The following is an 18,443-nucleotide window of genomic DNA, read 5'->3' as shown; positions in this document are numbered from 1 at the left end:
GCTGTTGTTTCATGGTCTTTATCCTTTCGTCCCCATCGTACTTTCAAAGCGGTACTGTATCTGGTCGTTTTTGATTTCGGGGCCAACAATTTTGGCGTTGGTTAAAATGGGATAGGTCGCCGAATAAAAGGTCATGACCGCTTCGGGCGCAAAACTCTCTCCGGGGTCAGCCAATATGATTTCGATGTTATTTTCTTTGTGTAAAAACACACGCTGTAATGTGGTTGTCGCTAACATGAGTTTCTTTTTTTAAGAATTAAATAATGATAATGCCTGGGCCATCTGATCCCTTTTGCGGGTCAGGTCGGCTAATTTGACTTTCAATTCGGCTTCCTTTTCGGGATAGTCGGTAGCTGCGGGTAGAATCGCTAATGCTTCTTCGTATTTACAGGCAGCATTTAGTTCATTGATTTTTATCATAGTTTGTACATAAGCCTTGCGCTTTTCCTCCTTATTGGGCTGCGTTTCGCCTATCTCGATGTCACTGTCCCTCGCTTCGGCTATTGCGGATTTCGGTTTTGCATTGTTCTTATTCTTCTTGTCCTGTTCCATTTTAGAAGCCAACCGTGCCCTTTCCAGTTCTTTGTGATAGGCGTTGAGGTTGTTGTACAGCCCTGCGGTTTGCTGTACGGGCTGTGTGATGGCTTCAAAAAAGCCCTCGTCCAATTCGGGTGCTGTCCCTATTAAGAGCAGGGGTGGTATGCCTTTGGTGGCATTGTCTGCATTGTGCAGGGCTCTGAATAATGCAGATACGGTAAACTGCCCCTGTTCATCCGTATGGATGGTTAAATTCCAATTACCGGGAATGTTTAAAGCGGTTATATTTTCAAAAAAATTAGTTTTCATATTTGTTGGGATTAAACAGAGCAATAGCCCTGTGTTGATTTTCAATATCTTTCGATTAAATGGTGGTCATAACCGTGCAAAATGCGTTCGTTAGCCTTGCGCCAAAAGTCAGCAGCCTGTTCATCGGTAGTAGCATTCACATATCGTTGGGTAATCTGGGCGGTGATAAATTCAGCGTCCGCCCTGTCTTCCATGCGCCATTGCTCACCCGAATAAGGGCAACGGTAAACCAAAGCAAGGCGCAGAAAACCACCTTTTTGAATGAGTTTTTGCTGTACGATTTCCAAATCCACCGTACGCATGATGTTGTTTGGGTTGGCCTGTAATAACTTGCGCACCAAACCCGGTTGGGTGCGGGAATCGACTTCATAATAAGCTGACAGCACCGGAAACTCCTCTTTTGGGAACAGTTCCCCTCTTTCTATGGTAATCAGTAATCCCCTATGAAAGTTGCCGTCCCCGATATTGCCCAATGGTAATCCGTCCTCGTCGGGAAAAGGAAACCTGAAACGATAGCCATTATCAGGTTTGGCGTAGTTTTCGGGCTTGTCGTTGGCCGTTTCCTGTTGTAATAAACCCGCTTTTAAGGCTTTGATATATTTGGGGTAGTTGGCATAGTATAAATCTTCACAAGTGCCTAACTTAATGCCTGTACCTTTATATTTTACGTACTCTCCCATGACGTTAAATTTTTGAGGGTTCTTCTTTAATGTTGATTTGGCCGGGGTCAAGGAAAACGGCGTTAAAAATTTCCTGTATTTCCTGTTCGGTGAGTTTTCGGGCAAACCTTTCGCCATCATACACCGAGGTATTGTCTATTATCCTGTCCAACTGGTTGGTCATGGCGATGGGTATCCCCCCTACGCCGGAATCCACCCACAGGCTCAGCCATAGGTCGTTGGTATAAACCGCCCCGATAATCAGGGTGTCGTGTCCCGTTAGCCCGCCATCTTCTTTACGCTGATTGATACGTTCATCGGCAAACCATACACGGGCGAGGCGATTGAACTTAAAACCTACAGATTGTGCCATTTCTTTGGCAAAAAGCATAGGTGACATGGGGCCTGAAACCTTGCCGTCTGTACGGGATAGCAGGGTTTGAATAGTGAATTTGATTGTTCCTTTCATTCTCATACAGATTAGAATGGTAAATCGTCAACGCCAGCACCTGTGGTATAGGGTGCAACCTCGGCTTTTGGTTCACTCTTGGCTGTTACAGAACACAGCTTGATGGTGTCGCAGGTACAAATCAGCCTTGACTGCAAGCCATCCTTTTTGCTTTGGTAGGCTTCCGCCTCCATCCATCCCGAAATTTCCACTACTGCGCCTTTGCTGAGGTATTCGGCTACGCCGGAGTTACGCCAGTAGGCGCAATCAACGAATGCGGTTTTTTCCTGTTTTTCACCTGCTTTGTTTTTCCATTTTTGGTTAATGGCTACGGTAAAATTGATTACCTGTTTGTCCCCTTTAACCGCATTTACTTTAGCATTTGCGGTTAATCTTCCTGTAAATAGCATAATTTTTAATTTAAAAAATGAGTTTTTCGCTCTCGGGTCCATTTCGGCACATGCCTCAATTGGCCTTTGATAGAGGCAAAAAACTTGCGCGTGGGGCGGGCAGGGCAAGACTGACGCAAAAAAATACTACCCGAAGCACAGCGCAGGTGTGGAGATTTTTTTAGGCGGCACTCGCATGGTCTTGACTGCCGAAGAGGGGTAAATTTGCCTCAAGCAAAGGTCAAATGAAATATAATTAACAAAAAAAGGCCACTGAAAAAAGAGCGCAGGATTTGGCGTTTTCTTCTCGGGAAACGGTAAAAATTGAACTGCCAACCCGGCTACCGTTGCCGGGCGGGGCACCCGAAGGGCCTGGTTCAATTTTTACCGGTGCGGATGGCCCCGTTAGGCGATTACAGCGGCATCCTGCGTAGCAGATACAGCGGAAAGCGCGGGCCGGAGGCAACGGCATTATTGAATTTATTGTTGTTTCGGTACAAAGGGATGTGGAAAGGGAAAATAGTTGAGCAGATAAGCTTCAAACACTAGTTCAGCTATGTTTTATAACTTATCTTACTCATCTGACTTGCTATTTACTCCGAATAAAGGTAATGCAAAATCCGTAAAAGGCGTATTCCTTTAGATAGCAAACCCTGTCGTTTAGCCTTTATTAAACTTGATATGTGCGAAATAAGGCCCTAATTGAGTAATTTTATCAAAAGCCGTTAAGCGCAGTATCTTATTTACATGAGCATCATAAAATACTTCCGCATAAAAATTGTTCAGACTGTATAGTCTGACGATCAGGCCGTTTTCCTCCCTATCAGCCAGAAAGGTACCCTGCCATATCGCTTCTGCTTGTTCAAACTCATTGAGTGTATTAAAGTCATCCAACGTAAGCATAGCGCTAATTTATCGAAATAAGATTTAATAGCCACCCTCTCCCCTAAATTGTGTTTTCGATTTATAATATAAAATTGTCAATTGATACTTAGCTCTGTTTCCTATTTTTACGCCATGACAGACCAGGAGTTAATTGCTTACTTTGAAACCGCAGTTTTACCGGAAACCCTTAGGATTGACAGGGCAACTACACAGTTAGAAGTTAAAGATGCCGTTGAAAGAAACCTGGAAATGCTGCGAAACGGTGATAAAGGTGGTCATGCCAAACATCGGTTAACCAGGATCGTTGATGCGCTTAAACATCCCTACGATGGACCGGGGATACCAGGTCGTTAATTAAGCGATCAAAGACGTTCAAACATAAAATATCCAACGAAATCTCCGTTAGGGATAGCAGGAGAAATCCTTTGAAAAGATCGAAACGAAAAGCCCTGACCAAAGGAAATGGTATAGCACATTACCGTAAAAGACGCTAACGGCATTAACAGTATCGCTTGCAAGCACCCATATTGATAGCGACGCTGGCTATAGAAAGGTTTAAATCTGGGTCATATATTGTTTTTATCCCGCTGATGTAAGTGGAATTGATTATGGTTTTATGGTAGTATATTATTGGCGGACACGGGTATGAAAAAGTATCCAATTAGAAAACACCAAACGCAACTTGAAGGATGGACAGGAAGTCACTACAATAACTTAAACCGGTTTATAAATTCAACTCTCTGATTGATTCTATAGCAGAAAAGTCACGACTTGAAATGAAATCAGGGCGCGGATTTGGCATATCATCAGGCAACTTATTTTTAATGCTGTTGTATGTTATTAAAAATGTGTGCCGATGCCATGGAGACAAATTATTTGAAGAAGCATGAAAAAGATTTCCGTGAAAAAATATGACTGAACCCGCCGGACCTTTTATCGAATGTATTCCATTTTTTTCAATCATGTTTACCAGCGTGTGATCCTTCAAAGTATACTTAAGGTCAGCGGTTAATGAAGACATATAATCAGTGCTTTGGTGGTATTCGGAAAACCATTCCTTATTATCATTTTCATCGGGCGTATTGGGTAACAAATCTATGATTCCTTGTTTATGAGACCCTGGGATTAACAATAATGGCCCATTAAACTCATTAACATCATTTAGGTAGATCATTACTGTGATTACCTGGGGTTCACGCATTCCATCCTCTTTTTTCCAAAAAATATAGTCCTGATGCCACTCCCACCAATCCCCCAATAAAGCATGTTTTGTGTTAAGTTTGGTTTGATGTTTATAAATTTCGCTGCCGATCAATTGCTTTGAAGGTAATACTAATCGTTCCAATTTGATAACATCCGAAAATAATTCACTATTCCATTCGGGCGAAAAAAAAGACCGGACAAAACCGTTTTTTTCCAATATACGTCTGGGACAGTTTTCAGAAATGACTTTATGCATTTCGGATAACATATGATTGACTTCAATTTCATTGAAAACGTTTTCGATATATAGATACCCGTGTTCATTGTAGTCTCGAATCTGTACTTCTGAAAGAATCATATAGTATTATTTAAACAAATTTCAGTCTAATTATATTAATATGTAAATCATATGTTAAATATAAAAATAAAAACCAATTCCAGTATCCCTTTCAAGGTTACCTCCTTATTAAAATAAAGAATCATCCATACCTTTAATAAAATCAATGCACTTTAATGCAAATCGCATAACTCAATAAAATGATCCAATTTTGAGCCTTTGTCTAAGCAAAATTGCTTTATATTTATACTAACGTTATATATTCATTTAATTTATCATAACACCTGTTTATATAAAATAGAAATGGCACTTAGCTTATTTCAAATAATTATCATATTTACTCAAAGGCTTTCAATATTACAAGGCTTAAACATGAAAAAAGAAGACTTTCTTGTTATGATTGATAAATACTTATCAGGTAAAGCTACGCTAGAAGAAGAAATAATTTTGATTGATTTTTTTGACAGTTTCCAAGAGAAAGAAAATACAGGTAAGGATATTAAAAACATAACGCTGGATGGTATTGAAAATAGGGTTTATGAACGAATTTTACTTGGAATACGCAAATGAGGATGAATTGAATTCCAACAAAACGACATATTTAAAATATCGAATAATAACGCCATAATCTTAAAACTTAATTTATATGCTGTTTATTTGATTTCTAATATATTTCAAATACCAGAAAATTGATATTAATCCAATCAATACATCAGGCTAGTTTATAAGAATTCGCTTTCAATGAATACTATTAGTTAAACACGGTTTGCTAATTAAAATATGGCTCAAATTCACTTTCAAGCTATTTATAATTTATGGTTAATGAAGAGGTCTGTATATTCTATACCCAGTTTGAAACGGAGATACCACCTGCTAAATTTGAGTTTTTACTTAATCTTTTACCTATAAATCTTAGAGATAGCGTATTAAAATATCGCCGTTGGCAAGACAGACATACCTCTTTATTGGGAAAATTACTGTTACGGCATGCGTTAGCACAAAATAACTTAGCCAATTCGCTAAGTGAATTATATTACGAAGATAACGGGCGCCCCTATCTTAAAGCATTACCTATAGATTTTAATATAAGCCATTCCGGTAATGTGGTGATTTGTGCATTAACATTCCAATATAGATTGGGGATTGATTTGGAGGAAGTCCTACCAATTGATCTTTATGATTTCAAAAATCAATTCAACTCGGAGGAATGGGACTACATTATAACTTCTGAAAATCCATTAGTAGAATTTTATCATTATTGGACAATGAAAGAATCTATAGTAAAGGCTGACGGAGGAGGAGTTTCTAAATTAACGAATTTTAAGATCATAAATGGAAATCAGACAACATTAAGTGGTGATCAATGGTTCACACATCCTGTTTTCATTGAGAATAACTATAAATGCCATGTTACAACGCAAATTGAAACCCCTCGATTCAAAATTCAAAAACTTATCTTTTAAAATTAAATCCATTTCTTGGTAACCGCAAGCCTAGCAAGCTTTTGCCCGATAGCGATGCCAGTGCATCGATTTTATTATTGCAGCTATTCAATCAAAACGTTTTCGCTATGTAAAAACCCGGGGCTATATTAATTATCATAAACTAATTTTTTATTAATAATCAAAACTAGCCGTTTTTAATTCTTTTTTATAACTCGAATTATCGAGATAAAAATCATTTAACCTTTTACTCGGTGACTGTAGAATTTGATCTATTATTTCTAATAATCTATTTTTCATCAAAATCATACTTATTTCCTTAAAAAGGTCTGTATTATAATTTATGCCGACGCTGAACTCCCCATTCTTGTTGTAAAGATCAATTGCTATCATTAACTGGCTTTTATTGCTATTTATCGGAACCGATTTAAAAGTCACCTCTCCTCCATTTATGGAAACATCATTTTTATAAACATCCTGCAAAGACACCATAACATCAAAAATAGGTGCGTGCTCGACAGTCGTTTTTGATGACAATTCATCAACCAAACAATCAAATGGATACTCTTGATGCGAAAATGCATCTAATAGGTTTCTTCGCACAGTTAGAAGGAGATCCAGAAAACTATCTTCCATTCTAAATTTAGATTTTATAGCAAGTGTGTTTATATATGGTCCTATTTGTTCTTGCAGATCAGGGTGGATTCTTGTTGTCACGGGGACTCCCAGTATAATCTCCTCCTGGCCGGTATACTTTGAAAATACAAGAGTTACAGCGCTTATAAAGAACATAAAGAAAGTACAGTTTCTGTTGATTATTAGTCCCTCAATTCGGGAAACGATATCAGGTGGTAAATCAAAAAAAATGGTATTCCCATTATAGGTTTGTTCTTGAACTTGTGGAAAATCCTTTAGGATGTTCAATATTGGTATCTGATCGGCAAACTGGTTAAGCCAATATTTTTTACTCTCATCCAACTCAGTCCTTGATTTTTCCCAAATAGCGTATTCTTTGAATTGAAATGCTAAAGGCTTAATATTTGAATAATCATTATTTATGGCCATTTGATATAAATCACTCAATTCAATAAAGATTCTATTTAAAGAAGCGGCGTCACAAATAATATGATGAATAGTGAATATAAGTATAAATTCATCTTTTGATAAATGAAGTAGCTTCGCTTTTAATAAATATTTTTTCTTATCAAGCGCAAAAGGAATAGATCTTTCGGAATCTACATGACGTAAAACTTCGTCTTGGAGCAGGATATCCCCCTTTATATTATCATGTTCAATCAAAAAATCACACTCATTTACATCAAAAACATTTTGCACCAGATCCTCTTTTTCTTTATCCCACAAAAATTCGGTATGCAAAATTTCGTGCTTATTAATTAAAAGTTCAAATGCCTTCTCTAATGCCGGGATATTTAAATTCCCGGAAATATTAATACAACTGGAAATGTTATAGGCTGATGAAGCATCATCAGATTGAGATATCGTCCAGAAACGTTGCTGAATATGTGAAAGTGGATATGGTCCGAGGCTTTGATTTGATGTAATAAAAGGCTTTAAGTGCTTATTCGTATTTTCCCTTATAACTTTTACCAAGTCTTTAATTAAACTATTTTCAAAGATTTCCTTTATACTCAGTTTAACTTTCAGTCTAGACTCAATCCAGGTTATCAGTTGGATCGCGCTCATCGAATTCCCTCCTACCTTAAAAAAATCATTAGATAGGCTAAATGTCTTACGACCTAATACCTCGCTGATAATATCTAACACTTGTTTATCTAACAAAGTCAGTTTATCATCGCCAGCAATCTCTGTCACAAATATTTGAGGATCAGGGAGCCTGGATTGATCTAACTTGCCATTGACATTCAGAGGCAATTCATCCATTTGGATAAAATAAGACGGAACCATGACTATTGGTAATTTTTTTTGCAGGAACATTTTCAATTTACTAATGTCGGTCTTATTCTTATCCTCATAATAAATTGTAATAACGTCCTCGCCAAAAGAATCACGTGTAAGCATACACTTCGCAGCCTGTACTCCGGTTTCTAATAAAACATTCTCTATCTCCTGAAGTTCAATCCTTACACCTCTTAATTTAATTTGACTGTCTCCCCTGCCTCGTATGTAAATTTCTCCTTCGCTTGTCCAATAACCAAGATCACCAGTATGATAGGCGAGTTGGTCTGTATATGGAATTTTTAGAAATGATTTTTCTGTTAGTTCCGGTAGATTAATATATCCTGCTGACAGGCCTCTCCCGCTTATGTAGATACTGCCTGTTACTCCAATCGGTGTCAGCTGAAGGTTCTTATCCAAAATATAAATTTCAGTATTATCGATTGGTTTGCCAACCGTCCCCCAATCTTCTTCATTTTTTATATGCTTAGCAGTTGACCATATTGTGGTTTCTGTTGGACCATACATATTCCAAAGTTCCCCACCTAACGCTAACAGCTTATTAGCTAACTCTTTATTTAAATACTCACCGCCACTTATAATTACAAGATCATTTGCCCCCTCCCAGTTATTTTTAACTAGCATATTCCAAATACTTGGTGTGGCTTGGACAACTGTAGGCCGATACTCCTTTAACAAGTTTTTTAATCCGTTCATATTACCCAAATGCTCTTCTGTGGCTATAAATACTGTTGCCCCGTTAACAAGTGGTAAGAACAATTCCATAATTGAAATATCAAATGTAAAGCTCGACAATGAAAGAAGTGTATCCCGATTACCCAATTGGAATTTTTTGCTTAGGCTCAAAAGAAGATTAGTTAGAGATCTATTACTTACTTTCACCCCCTTTGGTCTTCCTGTAGTTCCTGAAGTATACATTATATAAACCAGGTCTTCCGGTGTGTTTATGATCCGGGGAGTAAAGGAATCATGGTCATGCAATTTTACAATTAATTGCTCATAGCCTATTGTTGGTATATTCTCATAAACTCTATCGATAAACTCCGATGCCAAAATCAACATTTTGCAATTACTATCCTGGAGTATAAATGCAGCTCTATCACTTGGGTAATCGGGAGAAATAGGAACATAGGCGGCACCAGATTTGATCACCCCTAAAAGCGTTAATAACATGGCTGGCGATCTGTTAAACATCAGCCCTACGACATCACCACGAGAAATCCTATGGTTTTCACGCAAGTTATTCGCTATAATGTTAGCTATTTCGTGAGCTTGTGAATAGGTTATCCCCTCCGCATTACCTAAAATGGCAATATTCTTCGCATTCTTTTCTAACTGCTCTTCAAGCTTCTCTTGAAAGACAGCCTTATCTATCATCTCTATCTTAGTATCATTAAACCCGTATAAAAGCTGTTCTTTTTCCAACACTCCTATATAATTTAGTTCTCCTATCGGAGAATCAGCCTGAATTAACATTGAATCCAGCAAGTTTATATAATGATCTGCTAACCTCTCTATACGTTCGCTCTTGAATAATTCAGTGCAATAATCGATAGAAAGTGATAATTCATTGCCGTTTAATCTAAAATCAAAAGCTATGTCTGTCTTACTAAATACTATATCATTGATAAAATCAAGAACTGTTATATCTGAAAACTTTCTTTGGTTGAAGTCCCTCGATGAAGTATCAGTAAAAGAAGCGGTTACATCAAAGACAGGCATTCTACTTAGATCTTTCTCAATTTCTAAATCATTAACTATTTCATAAAAAGGATATGATTGATATTCAAACAATTCCAAAAGCTCCTCTCTGAGTTTAACAAACAAAATCCCGGCAGTAGCATTTTCAGGTATGCGCATTTTAAAAGGCACTACATTTACAAACAAGCCAATTTGATTTTCTAAATCAACGTGGTTGCGTCCCGAAACGGGTATTCCAAGAGCTATCTCATCCGCCCCTGTGTATCGATTTAATAATATATATATCCCTGTTAATAAATACATAAACAAACTACCATCACGATGCTGACAGGTTGTATCCAGAGACTTTTTTATTCGATTGGGAAATATTATGGAGTGCCTCGCTCCTTTAAAACTTTTTAGAGGTGGTCTTGAAAAATCGACAGGCATTTGAAGCGTTGAAATTTCTCCTGCCAGGTGATTTCTCCAGAACCTTTTATACTTATCTGAAGCTGTGCTATCCAAAAAGCGATTCTGCCAGGTTGAAAAATCCCGATATTGTATCGCTAACGGCGGAAGTTCTTCTCCGGTCTTCAGTAAACACGCATTATAATGGAAAGCCACTTCTTCTGTTAAAATATCAATTGACCTTCCGTCAGAAATAATGTGATGTAAGGTTAAAATGAACATGTACTCGTTATCTCCGAGCTGACATAAACTGGCTCTGATCAGCGGCCCCCTTTCTAAATCAAATTCGGTGTTAGTTTCAGCACTGATAATTTTTGTTATATGATTTTCTTCATTTTCCGGTATAACTTTCTCTATCAAAGAAATGCTACATGAGAACATTTCCGCCGGAGTTATTATTTGTTTCAACTCGCCGTCTATGACTTTAAATGTTGTCCTTAGGCTTTCATGCCGGTATGTAACCATGTTCAGCGCTTGTTGTAGTACATCAATATCAAGATTTCCCTTTATAATTTTCACTCCAACCTCTGTGTAAGCTTTAATATTGTCGGAAAGCTGGCTCTGTACCCAAATTCCCTTTTGACCCCTGCTACAAGCGTAAAACTCCATATCCTGCACGTGCAAGATTTTTTCCATCTGTTTTTTGTCATATCCATCAATTATGGCAGCGAGATCTCTTATAGTGGGCGCATTGAAGACTTCCTTCAGCTTGATCTCGACGGACAAATCTCGATAAATAGCGGTAACCAGTCGAGTTGCTTTCAACGAGTGCCCGCCTAATTCAAAAAAATTGTTATTTACGCCTATTTCATTTCTGCCCAGAATACTTTTCCATATTCGCAGCAATTTCACCTCCATCGCCGTTTCTGCTGGCTGGTAGTCGCCCTTTAAAAAAATATTTTGGGGATCTGGTAATGCATTGATATTTATTTTACCGCTACTTTTCAGGGGAAAATAGTCTATCCTTACAAAATATAAAGGAATCATATACTCGGGTATCCGTCTCCTTAAATAGGTTTTTATTTCTTCAAGATCGATATCGGTAGTGCATGTAAAGTACGCGATTAAAAATACTTTGTCTTCGTCGTCTGTTTTAGATACTATTTTTGTGTTTATGATTCCGCTAAATTCAAAAATGGCCTGTTCAATTTCTCCTAATTCAATCCGATATCCTCTAATTTTCACTTGGTCATCTGCTCTCCCACAGATTTCGATCAGGCCATTAGGCAACCTCCTACCGATGTCGCCAGATTTATATAAAATGCTGCTTATATCTTTTTGATAGGGGTTACTGATAAATTGTCGCCTAGTTAAAATAGGATCATTCAGATATCCCTTTGATACCCCCAATCCCTCGATAAATATCTCACCGGCTATATTGTCTGCAACGGGATTCAGATTTTCATCCAATATATATATTCTGGTGTTATTTATGGGTTTTCCTATGACTGGTCGCCTTATGAAATCCTGTAGATTTTCTTTATTAATTTCATGAAATATAACACCGATAGTTGTTTCAGTGGGGCCATAATGATTAATAACAGTCACATCATCTCTTAATTCAAAGAAATCTTCGATGTTATTTACTTTAACTTTCTCACCTCCCAAAAGCAAAAGTCTGAGGGCCTTTGCTTTTTTCAACAGAGACGCATTTGGGAGGTCCATAAGCATGTTAAAAAAAGTTGGAGTAACTTTTATAAAACTTATCCCGCCGTAAATAATTTGATTTAATACCGTATCTGTATCCAGCAGAGAATCATCATCTACTATTCTTAACTCCCCTCCTGCAAGGATGGTGCCCCATATGCATGGGTAAATTCCATCGAAAGTTATCTGACTCAATAATATGGAAACATCACTTTCCGTTATGGCAAATCGGGTCAAAAACCATGTTACATAATTAAAAACGGCTTTGTGGGGAACCATTACTCCTTTCGGATGTCCGGTCGATCCTGAAGTATATAAAACGTATGCGAGATCATCAGGCAAGATTTCAATTTGTTTATTATGGATTGAACACCTGGAAATATCATTTAAATCATATTGATTTTTTGATTTTAGATTTGAGCTGGTATTTATTTTGCTTGATTTGCTGATTTGCAGCATAGAATCAAACCTGAAAGCAGTTAATTCGTTGACAATATTCCCAATTTTTTCTGTATTCTCAACCGAAACAATTCCAGATATCTCTGATTGCAGGTCTAAAAGAAAATCTCTTTTGATAAATAATTCCTCGCTCCAGTCAATTTTCGTGTTCTTATATCCCTGATCATTTGTGTTTTTATAATTTAAAAAACTATGCTCCAATAGAGGCCTGGAGTCCAGATCAAGAAGGTCTCCCAAGAATACAATCCCGGTATCGGCCATTATCTTTATAGAAGATGAAAGTACCTTTCGCAAATAATTTAAGCCGTTGAAATTTTGAATTACACTGTTTAAAATTACAATATCAAATTCTTTTTCCGATAAATCTGATAATTCGTGAGCAGCCAAAGTATAAAGTTTGATATTAGTCAGACCTCTTCTATGGACTTCAAGGGAGGTATTTTCAATAATCTTGGATGATAAATCGATTCCAATATACTCTTTAACATATGGAGCCAAGCGAAACATGCTAATTCCTGAAGAACAGCCAATCTCCAAGATCCTTATATTCGAATTTAAATATGGCGATAATTTGAGGTAAATATTTTCGGCATATTCATCCATTTCTTCTCTTGAAAACAGCTCGCCATTGTAACCAGATCTCCAACCACCACCAGATATATCATCTTCCGTAATTTCTCCTATATAATTCCATAAATCAGCGCGCATTTTTTCATTCAGGACTTCCTTTTCTTCATAAAAATTAAGTGAATCGATACAAATTACGGAGTCAATGGATTCACACTCCCATTGTAATCTGTTTAAGTAATTTATATAACCTTTTCCCGAAATTAATATAGTAGATTTTGAATTATCTAAAATGCCCTTTACTCGTTCATAAGGATAGTTTGGGTCTATCGGCAAAAAAACATGACCGGCCTTTATTATTCCCAATATAGATACTATAGCATCAATTGAATTAGGAAGCATGATACTTATTATAGAACCTTTTAATAGGGATTGATTTTCTAAAAAAGAGGCCAGCCTATTGGCTCTTTTATTTAAGTCATGATAAGATACCTGACTATTAGCGTCGCTGAGCGCCGTTTTATTCGAATATAATTCTACCTGATGCTCAAATAAAGTTACAATGTTCTTCTGATCCATGAATTATAGATTTAAATAATTGTTCATGAGTTTTTGCCTTTCTTCTTTGGTCATATAATCAAACTCTTTAATCTCCAAATCCGGATCTTGTGTAGATTGCCTTAGAATATTAACCAGATGCTCGTATATCTGTTCGACCCTCCCACTTGTGAAAAGGTCTGTATTAAATGAAATATCCAAAAGTAATTTCCCATCATCAGCCGTAAATCTGAATGACAAATCATTAATACACACTTCTGATTCCACGGGAAAATCTTCTATTTCTATATCAGTTAATGCTTCACTCCCTTGAAAATTTCGCATCCCTTGAATGTCCTCCATATTTTGCAAAACAATCTTTATATCAAAAAAAGGTGCCCGGTTCAGCTCTCGGAATTGGAGAATCTCATCAACCAGCATATCAAAAGGATAAGCCTGAAACTCTAGACCTTCCATTACTGTTTTATTAACTTTTCTGATAAAATCAGCATACAGATCATTTTTTGACACCTTTGTTCTTAAAGCTATACTGTTAACATAGAAACCAACCTGATTTTCCAAATCAGAATGATCACGTCCTGCCATAGACGTTCCAATGATGATATCCTCCTGATTCGAATATTTAAAAAGCAGCAGCTTTAGCGATGCAACCAGGACTACAAACAAACTTACATTGTAGCAATTCATCAATTTCTTTGTGGTAAGAGATGCATCGTCAGGGAGCATTTTTTTTAATAATCTCCCATTGTATGTCAAAGTACGAGGTCTTTTATAATCAGTCATTAACACCGCATGGTCCTCCACATCTGCGAGTTTAGTGTGCCAATAAGACCGGTGTTTATTTTGAAAATGCTCATCTTTCAGCTGATCATTTTGCCATTTGGTGAAATCTTTATACTGTATATTTAGCGTTGGTAATATGACTGCCTTTGAATTAGATAGGGAATTATAAACATACATCAACTCAGAAAAGAACACTTTAAGAGACCAGCCGTCAGAAATAATATGATGGATATTGAAAAGAAATAAGAAGGTTGCTTCACCAGTTTGTAATAAACAGGCCCTGAATAAAGGTAATTTATCCAGATTGAACAAAATCTTGGAATGGGAATTGCATTTATTAATGATTTCCCGTTCTTTCATAGTCGAATAACGTAAGTCGATATATTCTATTCTTGAATACTCCTCTTTAAAATCGAGAATTTTTTGTCTGAATTCCCCTTCTATTGTAATGAAGATAGTTCTCAAACTTTCATGCCTGTAAACCAAAATATCCAGAGCCTGTTGAAGAAATTCAAAATGGATCGCTCCTTTTAAAACCTTTGCAGCGAAGCTGTTGTAGGCCATTAGGGAATTATCATGTTGTGCTAAGATCAATAGCCTTTTTTGGGCATGCGATATCGAATAATGTTCTTTGATTTCCAGAATTTTGGGAATACTCTGATAATTATTAAACTTTTCTGATGAATTTATAAATTGAATTATTTCTGACTTATGCGCTTTGAGTCTTTCGATTAACGGCATTGGAATAATATTCAATTCATTTGAAGAAATTTTAAGTTGATCGCCAATCACTTCAATATGGATGTTGGATCTTTTGAGCTCAGCAATTAATTCTTCAACTTTCATAGGTTAGACACTAATTATAGAAACAATTCATTCGAGCTTTCATTATTCTCTGTTTTCACCCAACTTTTAGCATCAAGTATAATAGCCAATTCTTCAATGGTTGGATTGGCAAAAATTAATTTGATGTCAATTTTAACATCAAATAATTCATGTACCCTGGAAACAACCTGCATGGCTTTCAAAGAATGACCGCCCAAATCAAAAAAACTATCTTTTATACTTATGCTCTCTAAACCTAAAATAGCTGACCATATCTCTACCAGTTTTTCTTCTGTGGCATTACTGGGAGGTATGAATTCCCTATCCGTAATATTTCCGGAAATTTGTAGCAGTTGCTCTCTGTCCACCTTCCCGTTTGCTGTTAACGGCCAGTCTGAAATTTGAATTAATTCAGACGGGATCATGTAGGAAGGTAACTTTTGGGACAAATATTTCTTGATACTATTTACACTCATATCTCCGGTAAGTTGCATAAAGGCCACCAGGATTCTTTCGCCGCCATCATTCGCCTTAGTCAATACAACAGCCTCTTTAATGCCATCCAGTTCAAACAGTACACTTTCCACTTCCCCTGTTTCAATTCTATTGCCGCGAATTTTCACCTGTTTATCTTTTCGTCCATAAAAAATAATATTGCCGTCAGGCAGCCATGCGCCAAAGTCCCCCGTCTTATACAGCCGACAGTCTTTTTCACGTGTAAATGGGTCGCTTATGAAGGATTCACCTGTTTTAATAGGATCTTTCAAATAACCTTTTCCAACGCTTATACCTGACACATAAATTTCCCCTTTAATACCTACCGGGCATAGTCGCCCCCTATTATCTACAATGTAAATAGTAATGTTATTTAAGGGTTTGCCAATCGGAATAGCCTTGTAACCCGGTGGCTTATGCATCAGATAATGGGTAATATCATCAGAGGCTTCCGTTGGCCCGTAAGCATTTAATAACGGTATCTGGGGAAATTTCTGGAACCATAATTTCACCAGATTTGGATTAAGCACATCGCCGGTTAATAAAAGATACTGAAGACGGGAAAACATCGAAACTGGCAACTCTGTGCCCATTGCCACCATTAAAGAAAGGTATGAAGGTACAACCTCCAGCACCGTAACTCCGTTTTCAGAAAGCTCTTGTGTAAACTCACTTATATTCAAAATCAAATCACTTGAATATATTTGCGTTTTTCCTCCAACAAGTAAGGCTGCTAAAAACTGCCAAATCGAAATATCGAAGCCTACATTGGCCGTCTGCGCGATAACACTGGAGGAAGTCAGGGAAAGATCTTTCACTTTTTCCATTAGGTGATTAATCATACCTAGATGTTCTACTAAGACGCCTTTGGGTTTTCCGGTGGAGCCTGAAGTATAAATCACGTAAGCTGTATTCGAATTATCATCAATCACTTCAATTGGTTTCGAAGGTTCGGGTAATTTTTTTAATTGCAAGTCTATTACAAATAGATTGCTAAATTTCCCGGCCATTTTGTTAATCATTTTTGAAGCAATAATGATTAACTTTGGATTGGCTTCGTAAATGATGTGGTCAATTCTTTCTTCAGGCAAATCCTGATCAATTGGCAGATAGACCGCACCAAGTTTAAATATAGCCATTATAGCTGCTAAGGTATAGTGTGACCGCTCCATAGCGACACCTACAAAATCACCCTGAATTACGTGATACACCTCCTGAAAACAGGCCGCAAGTTTATTCACATTATTGTTTAACATCTGATAATCCCATTCAGTTTCTTCAAAACCGACGGCAATAGATTTGGAATATTTAATGACCTGTTCTTGGAAAATAGTATTAAAGGTCAGGGTTTGTGGTATTTCAGTTTTGGGAGGATTGAAACCAGCGAGCAATTCAGGTTCATTTTCCAATAAAAAGGAAAAATCTTCCACGTGCTCATTTGTATCGTTTATGAACATATCAGAAACAAGCATAAATCTCTCTAAAAATAAAAACTCACTAAAAAAGGATTTGTAATAATGTAAACTCAATTCAATAGTATCCTTTTTGTTCTCCACCACGAATTGAACTTCATTTCTATTTCCCTGATTTTCAATTACGTTCCCATTCGAATTCCCCTTCGGTGTCCTTATTATTCCCTGATTTAAATAATTATATATAATATTCAATCCATTTTGAGGTGATAAAGCATTTAATGCGTCAAACGAAACTTCTGAATATGACTCAAAATCTTTCCAATATCGCCTATAGTAATCCACATATTTTTTGGAGGTCAGACCTATTGTTTCGTCAAGATTTATTTTTACAGGCACAGAATGAAAAAAAAGACCCAACGTGCTTAAGTCTTCTTTTGATCGTCCGTGAACGTTTTCGAAAAAAATAAAACTATTACCGGGGTTCAAGATATAGTTTAGCAAAATACCCGATATAATTTTAAAATAGAAGGACATGGTAATATCCTTCTCAATGCAATATTGCTGAATATCAACCAGCCTATCTCGGTCTATAATTAATTTACGAGAAACAAACTCTTCACAGGAATTATTGATTACCGAATTCGACATTAAGTTCTGACATGACGATAGCTGACCTTTCCAAAAATTTAAGATTTCAGGTGTATCAAAACGATCATTATTGTAAAACACATAATTTGTAAATGCCTTCGGTTCGTAATCTTTTAAAGGAATGTCATTCACCAGATTTTGGTATATTCTAAAAGTCCGTTCAAAAAACAACTTCGATGTTCTGACATCACTGCACAACTGATGTGACATATAGAGCAGACAATAGCTATTTTCTCCTGTTTTGACAACAGCATGCCTGATCAAAGAACTGGCGTTTAAAATATCAAAAGGAATTCTCACAAGCCTGGTTAAAAAACTGATCACACTTTCCCGGCTAGGTGAATCTTCAGACATCTCCTCATAAATTATCTCAGGATCCACTAACTTTTTCTCCGCCTGATATATGAGAGAATCTCTTTCAACGAACCCCGTCCTCAACAGCGGCTCGTTTTTAGTAACAAAATGAATTGCACTCTTCCATCGATCTACATCAAAAGATTCGTTATATTCAACCCATTCAGCAACATTATATGAGCTTGGGTCGTCACTGAGTAATGAATCAACATAAATATTTCTTTGCAATTTTGTTGATGGCAGCAAGCTGTTGAATTCATCCTCCGGTAAACCAAAAAACTGAAACAAATTAGCCGATTTCCCTTTTGTAATTTTTGCAAGGTTATAAAGCACATTTTCCTTGAATGAATGATTCTCCATAATAATATTAAAATAGGTAGACAATTATTTGTTCAGT

At 36.9% G+C, this 18,443-nt stretch carries 14 protein-coding genes; 4 read left to right on the top strand and 10 right to left on the bottom strand.

The features are described 5' to 3' along the window. Nucleotides 1–18: 18 nt before the first annotated feature. From AB6735_RS22270 to AB6735_RS22250, 5 genes are read right to left on the bottom strand one after another with little or no spacing between them, the layout of a single operon-like run. Nucleotides 19–237 (bottom strand): PRTRC system protein C, encoded by a 219-nt coding sequence (locus AB6735_RS22270; protein WP_370998282.1) that lies wholly within the window; start codon nucleotides 235–237, stop codon nucleotides 19–21. A 12-nt stretch (nucleotides 238–249) separates the two neighbouring features. Continuing rightward, nucleotides 250–846 carry a PRTRC system protein E gene (locus AB6735_RS22265; RefSeq protein ID WP_370998281.1) on the bottom strand — a complete coding sequence of 199 codons (597 nt, stop codon included), beginning with the start codon at nucleotides 844–846 and terminating at the stop codon, nucleotides 250–252. 41 nt (nucleotides 847–887) lie between these two features. Then, entirely contained in the window at nucleotides 888–1,526 is a 639-nt protein-coding gene (locus tag AB6735_RS22260; protein ID WP_370998280.1) for a hypothetical protein, read from the bottom strand. Nucleotides 1,527–1,530: 4 nt separating this feature from the next. Then, a complete protein-coding gene (locus AB6735_RS22255; protein WP_370998279.1) occupies nucleotides 1,531–1,974 on the bottom strand; it encodes a hypothetical protein in 444 nt (147 codons plus the stop codon). An 11-nt stretch (nucleotides 1,975–1,985) separates the two neighbouring features. Next, nucleotides 1,986–2,363, bottom strand: coding sequence for a single-stranded DNA-binding protein (locus AB6735_RS22250; RefSeq protein ID WP_370998278.1), 378 nt, complete (start codon nucleotides 2,361–2,363; stop codon nucleotides 1,986–1,988). Between the two features lie 303 nt (nucleotides 2,364–2,666). Between AB6735_RS22250 and AB6735_RS22245 the strand changes: the two genes are divergently transcribed. Beyond that, complete coding sequence (locus tag AB6735_RS22245) at nucleotides 2,667–2,891, top strand: hypothetical protein (RefSeq protein ID WP_370998277.1); 225 nt, start codon at nucleotides 2,667–2,669, stop codon at nucleotides 2,889–2,891. 111 nt (nucleotides 2,892–3,002) lie between these two features. On the opposite strand, the gene AB6735_RS22240 is transcribed toward AB6735_RS22245, so the two are convergent. Further along, nucleotides 3,003–3,245 (bottom strand): hypothetical protein, encoded by a 243-nt coding sequence (locus AB6735_RS22240; protein ID WP_370998276.1) that lies wholly within the window; start codon nucleotides 3,243–3,245, stop codon nucleotides 3,003–3,005. 114 nt (nucleotides 3,246–3,359) lie between these two features. Here AB6735_RS22240 and AB6735_RS22235 point away from each other — a divergent pair, with 114 nt between their 5' ends. After that, complete coding sequence (locus AB6735_RS22235) at nucleotides 3,360–3,581, top strand: hypothetical protein (protein WP_370998275.1); 222 nt, start codon at nucleotides 3,360–3,362, stop codon at nucleotides 3,579–3,581. Nucleotides 3,582–3,951: 370 nt separating this feature from the next. Here AB6735_RS22235 and AB6735_RS22230 read toward each other — a convergent pair whose 3' ends face one another. Beyond that, nucleotides 3,952–4,788: a phytanoyl-CoA dioxygenase family protein gene (locus tag AB6735_RS22230; RefSeq protein ID WP_370998274.1), complete on the bottom strand. Its 837-nt coding sequence runs from the start codon at nucleotides 4,786–4,788 to the stop codon at nucleotides 3,952–3,954. A gap of 351 nt (nucleotides 4,789–5,139) precedes the next feature. On the opposite strand from AB6735_RS22230, the gene AB6735_RS22225 reads away from it, so the two are divergent. Together AB6735_RS22225 and AB6735_RS22220 are read left to right on the top strand one after the other, a co-directional pair. Next, nucleotides 5,140–5,337: a hypothetical protein gene (locus AB6735_RS22225; RefSeq protein ID WP_370998273.1), complete on the top strand. Its 198-nt coding sequence runs from the start codon at nucleotides 5,140–5,142 to the stop codon at nucleotides 5,335–5,337. Nucleotides 5,338–5,582: 245 nt separating this feature from the next. Next, complete coding sequence (locus AB6735_RS22220; RefSeq protein WP_370998272.1) at nucleotides 5,583–6,230, top strand: 4'-phosphopantetheinyl transferase superfamily protein; 648 nt, start codon at nucleotides 5,583–5,585, stop codon at nucleotides 6,228–6,230. A 153-nt stretch (nucleotides 6,231–6,383) separates the two neighbouring features. On the opposite strand, the gene AB6735_RS22215 is transcribed toward AB6735_RS22220, so the two are convergent. Genes AB6735_RS22215 through AB6735_RS22205 form a run of 3 tightly spaced genes read right to left on the bottom strand, consistent with a single transcriptional unit; the run spans nucleotide 6,384 to nucleotide 18,406 of the window. Continuing rightward, nucleotides 6,384–13,547, bottom strand: a complete 7,164-nt coding sequence (locus tag AB6735_RS22215; protein WP_370998271.1) for an amino acid adenylation domain-containing protein — start codon at nucleotides 13,545–13,547, stop codon at nucleotides 6,384–6,386. A gap of 3 nt (nucleotides 13,548–13,550) precedes the next feature. Continuing rightward, nucleotides 13,551–15,155, bottom strand: coding sequence for a condensation domain-containing protein (locus tag AB6735_RS22210; protein WP_370998270.1), 1,605 nt, complete (start codon nucleotides 15,153–15,155; stop codon nucleotides 13,551–13,553). Between the two features lie 14 nt (nucleotides 15,156–15,169). After that, nucleotides 15,170–18,406 carry an amino acid adenylation domain-containing protein gene (locus AB6735_RS22205; protein WP_370998269.1) on the bottom strand — a complete coding sequence of 1,079 codons (3,237 nt, stop codon included), beginning with the start codon at nucleotides 18,404–18,406 and terminating at the stop codon, nucleotides 15,170–15,172. Between the last annotated feature and the right edge of the window lie 37 nt (nucleotides 18,407–18,443).

The sequence above is a fragment of the Mucilaginibacter sp. RCC_168 genome (genome assembly GCF_041355315.1).
Lineage (GTDB): Bacteria > Bacteroidota > Bacteroidia > Sphingobacteriales > Sphingobacteriaceae > Mucilaginibacter.
Note: the sequence above shows the minus strand (reverse complement) of the source record. Positions and strands in the feature narration are given on the sequence as shown.

Coding starts and splice junctions, on each gene's coding strand:
- AB6735_RS22210 (WP_370998270.1), bottom strand. CDS start 15,155: ATGAAAGTTGAAGAATTAATTGCTGAGCTCAAAAGATCCAACATCCAT.
- AB6735_RS22205 (WP_370998269.1), bottom strand. CDS start 18,406: ATGGAGAATCATTCATTCAAGGAAAATGTGCTTTATAACCTTGCAAAA.
- AB6735_RS22265 (WP_370998281.1), bottom strand. CDS start 846: ATGAAAACTAATTTTTTTGAAAATATAACCGCTTTAAACATTCCCGGT.
- AB6735_RS22260 (WP_370998280.1), bottom strand. CDS start 1,526: ATGGGAGAGTACGTAAAATATAAAGGTACAGGCATTAAGTTAGGCACT.
- AB6735_RS22270 (WP_370998282.1), bottom strand. CDS start 237: ATGTTAGCGACAACCACATTACAGCGTGTGTTTTTACACAAAGAAAAT.
- AB6735_RS22215 (WP_370998271.1), bottom strand. CDS start 13,547: ATGGATCAGAAGAACATTGTAACTTTATTTGAGCATCAGGTAGAATTA.
- AB6735_RS22220 (WP_370998272.1), top strand. CDS start 5,583: ATGGTTAATGAAGAGGTCTGTATATTCTATACCCAGTTTGAAACGGAG.
- AB6735_RS22255 (WP_370998279.1), bottom strand. CDS start 1,974: ATGAAAGGAACAATCAAATTCACTATTCAAACCCTGCTATCCCGTACA.
- AB6735_RS22230 (WP_370998274.1), bottom strand. CDS start 4,788: ATGATTCTTTCAGAAGTACAGATTCGAGACTACAATGAACACGGGTAT.
- AB6735_RS22225 (WP_370998273.1), top strand. CDS start 5,140: ATGAAAAAAGAAGACTTTCTTGTTATGATTGATAAATACTTATCAGGT.
- AB6735_RS22250 (WP_370998278.1), bottom strand. CDS start 2,363: ATGCTATTTACAGGAAGATTAACCGCAAATGCTAAAGTAAATGCGGTT.
- AB6735_RS22235 (WP_370998275.1), top strand. CDS start 3,360: ATGACAGACCAGGAGTTAATTGCTTACTTTGAAACCGCAGTTTTACCG.
- AB6735_RS22240 (WP_370998276.1), bottom strand. CDS start 3,245: ATGCTTACGTTGGATGACTTTAATACACTCAATGAGTTTGAACAAGCA.